At 66.1% G+C, this 12,511-nt stretch carries 10 protein-coding genes and 1 tRNA gene; 2 read left to right on the top strand and 9 right to left on the bottom strand.

The genetic code is table 11. The features are described from left to right. Positions 1-13: 13 nt before the first annotated feature. Positions 14-1,006 (bottom strand): RluA family pseudouridine synthase, encoded by a 993-nt coding sequence (locus HEP73_RS10240; protein ID WP_185823083.1) that lies wholly within the window; start codon positions 1,004-1,006, stop codon positions 14-16. Between the two features lie 394 nt (positions 1,007-1,400). Here HEP73_RS10240 and HEP73_RS10235 point away from each other — a divergent pair, with 394 nt between their 5' ends. Continuing rightward, complete coding sequence (locus HEP73_RS10235) at positions 1,401-4,994, top strand: Rne/Rng family ribonuclease (RefSeq protein WP_185823082.1); 3,594 nt, start codon at positions 1,401-1,403, stop codon at positions 4,992-4,994. Positions 4,995-5,179: 185 nt separating this feature from the next. On the opposite strand, the gene HEP73_RS10230 is transcribed toward HEP73_RS10235, so the two are convergent. The 8 genes from HEP73_RS10230 to serS form a co-directional block, all read right to left on the bottom strand. Beyond that, positions 5,180-5,770: a putative glycolipid-binding domain-containing protein gene (locus tag HEP73_RS10230; RefSeq protein ID WP_221893187.1), complete on the bottom strand. Its 591-nt coding sequence runs from the start codon at positions 5,768-5,770 to the stop codon at positions 5,180-5,182. Positions 5,771-5,881: 111 nt separating this feature from the next. After that, the gene (locus tag HEP73_RS10225; protein WP_185816278.1) at positions 5,882-6,529 is read right to left on the bottom strand and encodes a response regulator; all 648 of its coding nucleotides are present in this window, start codon (positions 6,527-6,529) and stop codon (positions 5,882-5,884) included. Positions 6,530-7,010: 481 nt separating this feature from the next. Continuing rightward, positions 7,011-7,334, bottom strand: a complete 324-nt coding sequence (locus HEP73_RS10220) for a hypothetical protein (RefSeq protein ID WP_185823081.1) — start codon at positions 7,332-7,334, stop codon at positions 7,011-7,013. Between the two features lie 7 nt (positions 7,335-7,341). Then, a complete protein-coding gene (locus HEP73_RS10215) occupies positions 7,342-8,205 on the bottom strand; it encodes an HNH endonuclease (RefSeq protein WP_185823080.1) in 864 nt (287 codons plus the stop codon). 19 nt (positions 8,206-8,224) lie between these two features. Then, the gene (locus HEP73_RS10210) at positions 8,225-8,404 is read right to left on the bottom strand and encodes a hypothetical protein (protein ID WP_185823079.1); all 180 of its coding nucleotides are present in this window, start codon (positions 8,402-8,404) and stop codon (positions 8,225-8,227) included. 63 nt (positions 8,405-8,467) lie between these two features. Beyond that, positions 8,468-8,557, bottom strand: a tRNA-Ser gene (locus tag HEP73_RS10205). Positions 8,558-8,727: 170 nt separating this feature from the next. Next, positions 8,728-9,714: a LysR family transcriptional regulator gene (locus HEP73_RS10200; RefSeq protein ID WP_179564979.1), complete on the bottom strand. Its 987-nt coding sequence runs from the start codon at positions 9,712-9,714 to the stop codon at positions 8,728-8,730. A 578-nt stretch (positions 9,715-10,292) separates the two neighbouring features. Continuing rightward, positions 10,293-11,573: a serine--tRNA ligase gene (serS, locus tag HEP73_RS10195; RefSeq protein WP_185823078.1), complete on the bottom strand. Its 1,281-nt coding sequence runs from the start codon at positions 11,571-11,573 to the stop codon at positions 10,293-10,295. A gap of 141 nt (positions 11,574-11,714) precedes the next feature. On the opposite strand from serS, the gene HEP73_RS10190 reads away from it, so the two are divergent. Continuing rightward, on the top strand, positions 11,715-12,374 hold the full coding sequence (locus tag HEP73_RS10190; RefSeq protein ID WP_185823077.1) for an energy transducer TonB: 660 nt from the start codon (positions 11,715-11,717) through the stop codon (positions 12,372-12,374). Positions 12,375-12,511: the final 137 nt, after the last annotated feature.

Below are 12,511 nucleotides of genomic sequence, written 5' to 3'. Positions count from 1 at the left end.
CGCCGCGCGTGGTTCAGCCGCCCAGGCGGCTCAGCGCCTCGGCCAGCTCGTCGGCCAGCGGCGCATTCAGCAGATATGGGGTCTTGCCGCCATCGAGGGTGAATTCCAGCGACGCGGCGTGCAGGAACAGGCGCTTGAGCCCGATCTGCTCGCGCAGGCGCTTGTTGACTGCCGGATCGCCGTACTTGTCGTCGCCGGCGACCGCATGCCCCAGGTGCTGGGCATGCACGCGGATCTGGTGGGTACGGCCGGTCTCGATCCGCACCTCGCAATAGGAATGCCCGCCGCGCCGCTCCAGCACCCGGAAATGGCTCAGCGACTCTTTACCGCCCGCATTCACCTGCACATGGCGCTCGCCGCCCTGGCGCAGGCCGATGTGCAGCGGCGCATCCACGCTCATCACCCCGTCGGGCATGCGCCCGACCAGCAGGGTCAGGTAGCGCTTGCTGATGCCGCGGCCCTCGACCCGGTCGTCCTCGCGCATCAGCGCCTGCATCTCGGTCAGCGCCGAGCGCTTCTTGGCCACGATCAGCAGCCCGGAGGTGTCGCGGTCGAGCCGGTGCACCAGTTCCAGGGTCTGGTTCGGGCGCAGGGCACGCAAGGTCTCGATCGCGCCGAAGCTGATCCCGCTGCCGCCATGGCTGGCGACCCCGGACGGCTTGTTCAGCGCCAGCAAGCGCGCGTCCTCGTAGACGATCGCCGCCTCCAGCCGGGCCATGAACGCGTCCGGCGGCGTGGTCTTCTCGCCCTCCTCGTGCAGCTTCACCGGCGGGATGCGCACCTCGTCGCCCGCCTCCAGCTTGCGCTCGGCCTTGGTGCGGCCGCCGTTGACCCGGACCTGGCCGCTGCGCATCAGCTTGTAGATCAGGCTGCGCGGGGCGCCCTTGAGCTGGCCGAGCAGGAAATTGTCTACGCGTTGTCCAGCCCTGTCTTCCGGGACCTTGAGAATGCGCACCGCGCTGGTCGCGACGTCGCGCGGCTTGGGAGGGATCGGGGAGGAAGTCATCAGGCAGTTTATTCTGTTACACTCGGGGGGCGAGATAAGGGTTTGATTTCGTTGGAAGTTAGCTCAGGGCCAGAAGCCCGGCTTGCGACGATTCCGGCACAGTGCGCGACCACCGCCCCCGGGGCGGCCATGTTAGCGGCTCACCGGCCTACCCGGCCATCGCCGGATGCCACAAGCGTCCGCGCTGAACATGCCCCGTGCGGCGCCCAGCCTGGCTGGAGTCGCCGCCGGTCCTGAACCACCTAAAAGAAAGAAGCGCTCCCGCGGCTCGCCGTGGTGTCGTAGCGCTGGAAACCCAAGCCGCCCTCCCCGCGCCTGCGCGATGGGCGGCGAAGCGTGACCAGAAGCGAAACCCCATGGCGTTCCGCGCGGTAGCAGCGCGAGGAACGCAACAATGAAGCGAATGCTGATCAACGCCACGCAGGCGGAAGAACTGCGTGTGGCCATCGTGGACGGCCAGACCCTGTACGACATCGACATCGAGCAGCCGTCCAAGGAACAGAAGAAGTCCAACATCTACAAGGGCCGGATCACGCGGCTCGAACCCTCGCTCGAAGCCGCCTTCGTCGAATACGGCGGCGAGCGACACGGCTTCCTGCCGCTGAAGGAAATCTCCCGCGACTACTTCCAGGCCGGCGTCGACCACAACAAGGCGACGATCCGCGAACTGCTGCGCGAGGGCCAGGAGGTCGTTGTCCAGGTGGACAAGGAAGAACGCGGCAACAAGGGCGCCGCGCTGACCACGTTCATCTCGCTGGCCGGCCGCTACATGGTGCTGATGCCGAACTCGCCCAGCGCCGGCGGCGTCTCGCGCCGGATCGAGGGCGAAGACCGCGCCGCGCTGAAGGAAGCGCTGGACAAGCTGAACATTCCCGACGACATGGGCGTGATCATCCGCACCGCTGGTGTCGGCCGCGATGCCGAAGAGCTGCAGTGGGACCTGGACTACCTGCTGCAGGTGTGGAAGTCGATCGCCGAGGCCGCACTGGCCAAGCCGGCGCCGTTCCTGATCTACCAGGAATCGCGACTGATCATCCGCGCCCTGCGCGACTACCTGCGCGCCGATATCGGCGAGATCCTGGTCGATACCCCCGAGATGTACGGCGATGCCCAGGAATTCATGCAGCAGGTGATGCCGCAGAGCCTGCGCAAGCTCAAGCACTACACCGACGACATCCCGCTGTTCAACCGCTTCCAGATCGAATCGCAGATCGAGGCGGCCTACGAGCGCAGCGTGCGCCTGCCGTCCGGCGGCTCGATCGTGGTCGACCAGACCGAAGCGCTGACCGCGGTGGACGTCAACTCCTCGCGCGCGACCAAGGGCAGCGACATCGAGGACACCGCGTTCCAGACCAACCTGGAGGCCGCCGAAGAGGTCGCCCGCCAGCTGCGCCTGCGCGACCTGGGTGGCCTGGTGGTCATCGACTTCATCGACATGGCCTCCAACAAGCACCAGCGCGAAGTCGAGAACCGCCTGCAGAACGCGCTCAAGTACGACCGTGCGCGGGTGCAGATCGGCCGCATCTCGCGCTTCGGCCTGCTCGAGATGAGCCGCCAGCGCCTGCGCCCGTCGCTGGGCGAGTCCAGCCAGATCGTCTGCCCGCGTTGCGACGGCCATGGCCGCATGCGCAGCGTCGAGTCGATGTCGCTGTCGATCATCCGTGTCGCCGAAGAGCATGCGATGAAGGAGAACACCGGACAGGTGCTGGTACAGGCCCCGGTGGAGATCGCCAACTACCTGCTCAACGAGAAGCGCCGCGCGCTCAGCGAGATCGAAAAGCGCCACGACGCGCCGATCGTCATCGTCGCCGACGAGCAACTGCACACCCCGCACTACGAAGTGACCCGCCTGCGCGAGAACGAGCTCGGCGAGGAAAGCGCCAAGCCCAGCTACCAGCGCAACACTCCGCGCAAGCTGCCGGTGCATGCGCTGACCAAGGCGCAGCTGAACATTCCGGCACCTGCCGTGACCAATGTGAAGCACTCGCAGCCGGCCCCGGTGCGCGAAGTGGTCGAGGCGCCCGAACCGGTCGCTGCGCCCGTGCAGGTCCAGGCTCCGGCCCCCGCCCCGGTCGCGGCTCCGGCCACCGGCGTGGTCGGCTGGCTGAAGCGGATCTTCGGTGCCGGCGAAAGCCCGGCCCCGGCGCCGACCGCGAACGAACCGGCGCAGCGCCAGCGCGCCAACGACGGCAACCGCAACCGCAACGACCGCGGCGACCGCAACGCGCGTCGCGACGGCAACCGCAACGGCGGCCAGGGCGGCAATGCCGCACGTGGCAACGGCGGCAACGTGCGCCGCGACGAGCGTCGTTCGGGTAACGGCGGCGGCAACGCGCAGGGCGGCCAGCAGAACCTTGCGCCCAAGCCGCCGCGCAACGAGCAGGCGCCGCAGCAGGCCAAGCCGCAGCAGCAGAACCCGCAGCAGCAGCCGAAGGCGCCGAAGCAACAGCAGCCGCAGAACCCGCCGCGCCAGCCCAAGCCGCAGCAGGACCCGGCGCAGGCCGCCCTGCAGGGCGACAAGCCGCAGCGCCAGCCGCGTCAGGACGAGGTCGCGGCCAAGCCCGTTACCGCACCTGCCGCTGCGGCGCAGGACGCCACCACGCTCGCGGCCGCGGCAGTGGCCGGCGGTGCCGTCGCGCTGAGCGGCGATGCGCCGGCCAGCGAGGCCAACACCACGGCCTCGGCCCCGGTTGCGGCGCAGCCGAACCCGGCACCGGCAGACGTCGATGAGCGCGAGAGCGCCGCGGAAACCGCGCAGGCGGTGCCGGTCGGCGAGAACGGCGACGCCGACGACGCCAATGGCGAGGCCGGTGGCCGCCGCCGTCGTGGCCGTCGTGGCGGCCGTCGCCGTCGTCGCGGCAATGGCGAAGCCGGCAGCGGCAGCGAGGGTGCAGCGTTCGACGACAACGACCTGGATGCCGGCGACAGCGACAGCGACGGCGAAACCGCGCCGGCGCCGAGCCGCAGCCAGCCGGAGTTCGACTTCGACGACGACGCAGCGCCGGCCGAGGCCGCCGAGGCCAAGCCGCAGCAAGCGCCGCGTCCGCCGCGGGAGAAGCGCGAGCCGCGCCAGCCGCGGCACGAGCAGACCGCTAACGCCCCGACGCCGGTCGTCGCAGCTGCAAGCGTGGTGCCGCAGGCCGAGAGCGAGGCCGTGCCGGCGCAGCAGGCCGCACCGGTAGCCGCAACCGCAGCGCCGCAGACCGAGGACAGCACTGCGCAAGTGCAGGCCGCGCCGGTGGCCGCAGCCGCAGCGATCGCAACCGCGCCTTCCGTTGCCGAAACGGCAGCGTTCGACGCGGCACCAGTCGCCACCGCGCAAGCGGAAACGGTGGCGTCGGTAGCGGCAGCACCGCTGCCGCCCGTCGGCGAGGCGCCAGCGGCGCGTTCCGAGGCAGTGCCTGCCGCGGAGCCTGCTGCGTCGATCGTCACCGAGTCGGCCGCTTCCGAAGCGGCACCGCCGGAGACCATGGAGGATGCACTGCAGCCGACACCGGCGCCGATCGTCGAGCAGCCCGTCCCGGTCGCCACGACCAAGCGCGACGCCGGAATGGAAACCGTTGCAGCGTCGGCCGCGCCGGTCGAGGAGCCGGTCACGGCATCCACGACGGACAGCAAGCCGCAGCAGGACGCCATGACGACGCAGCAACCGCTCGCCGAGGAAGAAGCGCCCAGCAAGCCGGCCTACGTGCCGGTGCAGACCACACTGCTGGACGTCTTCCATGAAGAGCAGCCGGCCGCCGCGGTCGCACCGACGCCGGTGCACACGCCAGTCGCTGCCGCGCCGGTGTCGGACAGCGCCGAAAGCCGCCACGTCGGCGATGCCGAACCGGCACCTGCAGCTGCCGCTGGCAACGGCCTGTTCGATGCGCCGCCCGCCGCTCCGGCGGACGCACCGGTCAGCGTCGCCCAGCACCAGCCGCATGCCAGCAAGTCCGGCGAAAGCGAAAACGACGACGACAAGGAGCACAAGGACCGCGCCAGCTGATCCGGCGCCGTTCTTCGCAGACAAAAAAAGCGGCCTTCGGGCCGCTTTTTTTGTCTGGGGGGTGGATCCATCTCTATTCGCTCACCACATCCGGGCCGTGGGCAGCCTAGGCGCACGCGGCCGGCGTGGGCCGAAAACGGAATCGGGAACTGCTGGGGGGAGACGCTCGCAGTTGGAGCGACCGCTCAGGTCTCTGCGGTCCAGAGCCCCGGATAATCGCGCACGAAGCCCTCGCCGGTCGCACACAGCGTCGCCGCATAACCGAAGCGCTTCGCCTGGTAGGCGTAGGCATCGTCGGCGGTGCGCTCGTAGCGCTGCATGAGTTCGCTGAGCGTGCCGCCGCCGTCGAGGTCGACCCAGGCGGCCGGGGCGTCGGCGCCCTCGCCCACGGCCAGGCGGAGCCGGCGCAGTTGCAGCAGGTTGGTGGCCGGCGTGAAGCCGAGGTCGAGGTCGATGCAGTGCGACAGGTCGGCCACCGGCCGGCCGTTGAGCTTCCAGTGGCCACGCGCATCGCGCGCGATCGCGAGGTCGACCGTCCCGCCGCCGAGCCAGCCGCGCACGGTGCCCCATTGCGTGTGCCAGTGCAGGTCGCATTGCACGCGGTACTGCAACTGGCCGATGCGGCCGTGTTCGAGGCGGAACACGGCGGCGCCGTCGAGCTGCCATGCGCTGGCGTTGCGCTGGAGCCGGCAAGCGTCATGGCCCGGTGCGTCGAGCCTGCGCCACAGGATGGAGGCAACGGTTTGCATGCCGCGGATGATGGCGCGGGCGGACACCCGAAGCAAACCCTACAAATTGGCGACGTCCGACGACACCGCAGGCACACGACGGGCACAAAAAAAGCGACCTGTCAGGTCGCTTTCCTTTGCGCCAGAAAAATCCTGGCGCTACAGCGGATGCGCCGGATCCAGCAGGCCGTACTGCGTCGCCAGCCGCGCCAGCGCGATGTTGTCGTGGATGCCGACCTTCTCGAACAGCCGCGCCTTGTGCGTGTTGACCGTCTTGGCGCTGAGGCTCAAGCGCTTGGCGATGTCTTCCTGGCGCAGCCCGCGGGTCAGCAGCAATGCGACTTCCAGCTCGCGCGGAGACAGCGAATCGAACGGCGAACCGCCGCCTTCCAGATTGGCCAGCGCCAGATTCTGCGCGATGTTGGCGCCGAGATAGCGCTTGCCCATCGCCACGTCGCGCACCGCACGCAGCAGCTCCTGCGCATCGCCCGCCTTGCCCACGTAACCGGACGCGCCGGCCTCGAGCAGGCGCTTGGGCAGCGGACCGTCTTCCAGCACCGACACGATGATGACCTTGGTGCCGTGGTCGCCCTTGACGATGCGCTCGGTGACCTCGAGCCCGCTGACGCCAGGCATGTGCAGATCGCAGAGCACGATGTCCGGCTTGAGCTGGCGGATCTGCGGCATCGCGGCCTCGCCGCTCTCGGCCTCACCGACGATCTCGATATCGGTCTGATTCGAAAGGATCAGCTTCATGCCGGTACGGACAAGAGCGTGATCGTCGACCAAAAAAACTCTAATGGCCATCTCGTATAACCCCAACGCAGCGAACGCCGCAAAGTCAGACTAGCGGCGTGAATTGTTCAGGGCAACAAAAATTTGTAGACAAATCATCCAATCTTCACGGCCTGCTCAGCTAGACGTGCGGTCTTGTCATCATGCTGAAAAAAACACCACACCGCGCTTACTCAAGGCGCGGCACGCAGGGCGAGTGACCAGCCTGTTCGCTCCTCTAGGAAAGCGCGGCGGTACCTGCGTCAGGCAGGCACAGTATCCGGGTCGGCCGGCGACAACGTTATCAGGGCAAAGCCTGATATCGGGTCAGATTTCTCTTACCCGACACGACATGAAATCTGGATGTCAATGCAGCGAGTGGATGGCGAAGGAAGAGGACTTTCCCGATCCCTATGGCCATGCGCGCACGCGGTCGGGCACACCTGGCAACTACGGCACGGCCTAGGTGAAGAGATGCAGCCAGACCATGCGGCCACAGATGGTGGATCAGACGCTATAAGTCCCAATCGTCCCGCGGCGGCGGACCGCCGGCGATCAGATACCAATGTGAGCCTTGCCGTCTGTAGAGTTGCGCAATTCCCCATTCGATCTTGAGACTGAGCTTATAGGCGCAGATGACGCACATATTGCCCCACATCGGCTGCGCGGATGCTTGTGCAGGGCCATCGATCATGTAGATCTCTGGCTCCATTGGCCGAGAACAGACATCACAGTTCTCGATATCCCCATGCCAGATTGGACCACTTTCGTCGAGGACATCGGCGGCTTTATCGTACTCTACAAAGAGTGCCTGGGCGGCGGCATGGTCGATGGGCATGGGGTACTCAATGTTGGGCTAGGAATAGAGGCGAAGCATAAACCTTGCGTACCGTCGCCTCGATCCTACTAATCCTCACGACACCACAAAGCTGTGCCTGCCCGGATCGGAGCGCCGAGCCCGCCGATGACGTCGTGATCCATATTGGGTCGATCAGACAGATAAATTTCCAGTCCGCGAAGCGACGGTAGACGACGCTTTTATCCAACGCCCAGGCAGCTTGCAGATCCCCGCCCTTACCGACCGCGACCGTGCGAAAATTCATTGGTTCGATGAAGTGATACTGACCCGCCTCGATATTCGAGATGTCACTACTTTCTGCAATCTGATGCGCGTACATTTCCTCGGCATTGAGGATATGCGTATAACTTGCCATCACTTGCCCAGCCTTGAATCCCAGATCATGGAAGCAGCGTGCGCTTCCAAGGTCGAGCTGCGGCAATGAAATCGAGTTCGCCACGGCATACATATCAATTCGTGGCACGTTGAGATAGAGGACATAGTGGAACCGAGGCTTTTGGATTTGCACCTGTCCCAAACATTGGCTAACCCACTGATAATGCTCCTCGCGCATCGCGGCTAGCACTGCTGGCGTGAACTCCAATGCCTGCTGATCAATCTGCGCGTGGCAATTCTTGCATAGCAGAATAATGTTTGAGCGTGTATTCCTGTCCTTGGGAGCACCCGTAACGCCGCCCCTTGGCCCCTCATCAGAATAGGCCAAAATGTGCGCATCGTCGCCAATGCGCGCCTTCTCGGAAAATTGATTCTCGAGAAATATTTGCATCCTACATCTATTGCAGCAACCACCCGAGCGGCCGATGATGAAACGCCGGTCGGACTCCGAGAGCACTGCACGCTTCAAACTCATTCCATCGTCCTTTTTTCCTCTACTTCATCACCCAGTCAAAAAAGATGGCTTTCAGTTTCGTAAAGAAGGCTTTTGTGCCGTCTTTTCCTCGATCTCTGGCGATCCTTCTCTTCACTCTCGATTTCGAATGCGCCAGCAAGGCTTTTGCCAGAATTCTGCGAAATGCGCAAGAAAAAATTGAACGAATCAAATCAGCCATGCCTACAACGGCTATGAGAATTGAATAACCGCGCGGATCGCAGTTGATCGGCTCGGGCAGTACTGGCGGAGAGAGTGGGATTCGAACCCACGGAAGGTTTGACCCTTCGCCGGTTTTCAAGACCGGTGCCTTAAACCGCTCGGCCATCTCTCCGATTGCAACCAGACTGTGTCACGCTGGACGAACGCATGCAGGATAGTGCCCGTGCCCTGCTCTTTCAGCCGCAACATCATCGTGCAACGTTGGCGGCCGCATCGCCAAAGACATCGCGATGCTGCGCCAGCGTGCGGCCGCGCATTTTCGCACGGCCGCGCCGGTTTTGCTCAGCCGGCCTCGACCGCCATCGCGCCCAGGGTCGAATGCTTGACCTTGATCCGTTCCGGGCAGCCGCTGCAGTCCAGGCGCGAGGCCTCGATCTGGCGCGGCAGGTGCTCGGCGAGGAAGTCGATGAACACGCGTACCGCCGGCAGCAGGCCGCGGCGCGAGGCGAACACGGCGTGGCAGATGCCCTGCGGCAGCGACCATTCCGGCAGCACCACTTCCAGTTCGCCGTTGCGCACGGCGTCGGCGCAAACCGTTTCCGGCAGCAGGGTGATGCCGAAACCGTCCTTGACCATCGACTGCAGCAGCGGGAAATCGAAGCCGGCCACGCGCGGCTGCAGGTCGACGCGGCGCACTTCGCCGGCCGGTCCGTGCAGTTCCCAGCGCTGCCTTGCCTCGTCCTCGCTGATGCTCAAGGTCACGTGCGAGGCCAGCTCTTCCGGATCCTTGGGACGGCCGGCGCGGTCCAGATACTTGGGACTGGCGACCAGCAGCTCCTGCACCTGGCCGAAGCTGCGCATCACCAGGCTGCCGTCGTCGTCCAGGCGCGAGCGCACGCGCAACGCGACGTCGTAGCCTTCGTTGATGATGTCCACGCGGCGGTTGCTGATGTTCAGCTGCAGGCGCACTTTCGGGTATTGGTCGAGGAACATCGGCAGCAGCTTGGGCAGCTGCATCTGCGCCAGCGACACCGGCACGCTGACCCGCACCAGGCCGCGTGGCTCGGCGCTGAGCCGGTCCACCACCTCGCGCGCGGCCTGTGCCTCGGCCAGCATCGTCTGTGCATGGCGATGCACGCTCATGCCCAGATCGGTGACCGCGAAGCGGCGCGTGGAGCGCTGCAGCAGGCGCACGCCCAGATCGGTTTCCAGTTGGCTGATGCGGCGGCTCAGGCGTGACTTGGGAATGCCTAGGGCGCGCTCGGCGGCGGCGAAACCGCCGTGATCGACCACCATCGCGAAGTAGTACAGGTCGTTGAGATCGTGCATGTTCTTTCGATATTTAGAACGATGGATGAAATCGCATTGGGGTCATTCTACTCCCACAACGATCAAGGCTGTGCAATCGGACCCGGCTGGCATGGCACGTTCGCAGGCGCAGCCGTGGGCCCGTTCCGGCAGCAACGAGGCAGCGGCCTCCCGCTTCGCGACAGCGCGATCGCGTGAACGCCCTACCCGGCCCTATGCTTTGCATCGGCCAATGGCTGCTAGTCCGTTCGCAGCGATTCAAGCATGAAGCGGCAACGGCGTCTTGGTTACCGGTGCGCCGATACGATCGAACGCGCCTGCCCCCCCCGAACGCAGACGAGCGAAGTGCCGGTGATGCCAGGTCGGATGGCAATCCTGCCTAGGGGTGGGCGAATGCGCAGCCACCGCGTCCGCACAGCGGCCAGGCGCAGCACGCCGAGCCGGAGCGGTTTTCGTCAACTGGCAACGACTGTGGGAGCGACTTCGGTCGCGACAAGCTTTCTCGGTAATGCCCGTCGCGACTGAAGTCGCTCCCACAGATACCGCCGGATACTTTCCTGCAAGACCGGCCGCTGCGCAGCGTGCGCAGAGCCTGCGGCTCAACCGATGCGGTCGATACCGCCCATGTACGGACGCAGCGCGTCGGGCACGTCGATCGAGCCGTCGGCGTTCTGGTAGTTCTCCATCACCGCGATCATCGCGCGGCCGACCGCGGTGCCGGAGCCGTTGAGCGTGTGCAGCAGTTCCGGCTTGCCGGTGGCGGGATTGCGCCAGCGCGCCTGCATGCGCCGCGCCTGGAAATCGCCGCAGTTGGAGCATGAGGAGATCTCGCGGTAGGTCTGTTGCGACGGCAGCCAGACTTCCAGGTCGTAGGTCTTGGTCGCGGCGAAGCCCATGTCGCCGGTGCACAGCAGCACCTTGCGGTACGGCAGCCCCAGCGTTTCCAGCACCACTTCGGCGCAGCGGGTCATGCGCTCGTGCTCGGCGGCGCTGTCCTCGGGACGGCAGATGCTGACCAGTTCCACCTTCTCGAACTGGTGCTGGCGGATCATGCCGCGGGTGTCGCGGCCGCCGCTGCCGGCCTCGGAGCGGAAGCACAGCGAGTGCGCGGTCATGCGCAGCGGCAGGCGTTCGGCCTCGACGATCTCGTCGCGGACCAGGTTGGTCAGCGAGATTTCCGAGGTGGAGATCAGGTAGCGCTTCTGCTCGCCTAACTGGGTGGCGAACATGTCCTCTTCGAACTTGGGCAACTGGCCGGTGCCATACAGGCTGTCGGCGTTGACGATCACCGGCACGTTGGTTTCCTGGTATTCGTGCGGACCGGTATGCAGGTCGAGCATGAACTGCGCCAGCGCGCGGTGCAGGCGCGCGATCGGTCCGCGCAGCACGGTGAAGCGCGCGCCCGACAGCTTGGCCGCGGTCTCGCCGTCCAGCCAGGCGTGGCGCGCGCCCAGTTCCACATGATCCTTGACCTCGAAATCGAAGCTGCGCGGCGTGCCCCAGCGCTGCACCTCGACGTTGTCGGCCTCGTCCTTGCCGGCCGGCACGTCGGCCTGCGGCAGGTTGGGAATCTCCAGCGCCAGCGTCTCCAACTGCGCGCGGATCTCGTCCAGGCGCTGTTCGGAGGCCTTCAGTTCGTCGCCGAATCCAGCGACTTCGGCCATCAGCGCCGCTACGTCCTCGCCCTTGGCCTTGGCCTGGCCGATCGCCTTGGAACGGCTGTTGCGCAGGCTCTGCAATTCCTGGGTCCGCACCTGGATGCGCTTGCGGTCGGCCTCCAGGGCTTCCAGGACAGCCACGTCCAGCGCATAGCCGCGACTGGTGCGCAGGCGCTCGGCGAGATCGGCGGGCTGTTGGCGGAGCAGGACGGGATCGAGCATGGGCGCGGCACGTGATGGATCGGAGCCGCGCATTATCGCCTGTCGGCCGCGCTTTTGCCGAAACTAAGGAGGCCGCGCCCCGCTGCGCACCCGATTAACCGCGGCTATGCCAGAATCCAGCGGTTCCCTACGGTGAGTCCCATGTCCACGTCGCCTCCGTCCTCCAACACCGGCATCGTGCTGCGCGTGCCGCGCCGCCTCCTCGTGATCGTCGGCATCGCCTTCTGCGCAGGGCTGCTGCTGTTTCTGGCGGTATGGCTGGTCGGGCGCAAGGACAACGATTTCTACAAGCCGCAGCCGGCGCAGGTGCAGCAGGATGCGGCGGAGATCAAGCCGCTGCCCGAACCCTTGCCCGCCGGCAGCGGTGCCAGCGACATGCCGCAGGCCAAGCCGCCGACAGCGGAAGATGCGCCGAAACTGGTCGAGACCGCGCCGCCGGCCCCGCCTCCCGCCGATGCGATGGCACCTGTGCCGGGCGGCACCGAAGGCGCTGCTGCGGGGACGAACGCCAGCGCGCTGGTGCCGGGCGATCGTCCGGTGCCGCTGGAAGGGCAACCGCCGCCGCGTTATCCGTCGGCGGCCTTGCGCCGTGGCGACAGCGGCACGGTGGTGGTGCGGGTCGAGGTGGATGCCAGCGGCACCCCCGGTGGCGTGGCCCTGGTCAAGCGCAGCGGTTCGCGCGAACTGGATCGCGCGGCGATGGAAGCCGTGCGCCGCTGGCGCTTCCGCCCGGCGCAGCAAAAAGGCCAGGCGGTTGCCGGCAGCCTCGAGATTCCGTTCGATTTCAAACCGGCTCAGTAAGCTGAACCAAGCTTGTGGCGCGCGCCGCGCGTTCACGGGTGGCTGACACATCCTGAACAGGATCGAGCAAGACTGGTCGCGTCCCCAAGACGCAGGAGCACGACTATGTCGAGACCTCACGATACCCAGGAGTTGTA

Origin of the sequence: Xanthomonas sp. GW (assembly GCF_014236815.1) — a bacterium.
Classification (GTDB): domain Bacteria; phylum Pseudomonadota; class Gammaproteobacteria; order Xanthomonadales; family Xanthomonadaceae; genus Xanthomonas_A.
Note: the sequence above shows the minus strand (reverse complement) of the source record. Positions and strands in the feature narration are given on the sequence as shown.

Coding starts and splice junctions, on each gene's coding strand:
- HEP73_RS10240 (WP_185823083.1), bottom strand. CDS start 1,006: ATGACTTCCTCCCCGATCCCTCCCAAGCCGCGCGACGTCGCGACCAGC.
- HEP73_RS10235 (WP_185823082.1), top strand. CDS start 1,401: ATGAAGCGAATGCTGATCAACGCCACGCAGGCGGAAGAACTGCGTGTG.
- HEP73_RS10225 (WP_185816278.1), bottom strand. CDS start 6,529: ATGGCCATTAGAGTTTTTTTGGTCGACGATCACGCTCTTGTCCGTACC.
- HEP73_RS10220 (WP_185823081.1), bottom strand. CDS start 7,334: ATGCCCATCGACCATGCCGCCGCCCAGGCACTCTTTGTAGAGTACGAT.
- HEP73_RS10215 (WP_185823080.1), bottom strand. CDS start 8,205: ATGAGTTTGAAGCGTGCAGTGCTCTCGGAGTCCGACCGGCGTTTCATC.
- HEP73_RS10210 (WP_185823079.1), bottom strand. CDS start 8,404: ATGGCTGATTTGATTCGTTCAATTTTTTCTTGCGCATTTCGCAGAATT.
- HEP73_RS10200 (WP_179564979.1), bottom strand. CDS start 9,714: ATGCACGATCTCAACGACCTGTACTACTTCGCGATGGTGGTCGATCAC.
- serS (WP_185823078.1), bottom strand. CDS start 11,573: ATGCTCGATCCCGTCCTGCTCCGCCAACAGCCCGCCGATCTCGCCGAG.
- HEP73_RS10190 (WP_185823077.1), top strand. CDS start 11,715: ATGTCCACGTCGCCTCCGTCCTCCAACACCGGCATCGTGCTGCGCGTG.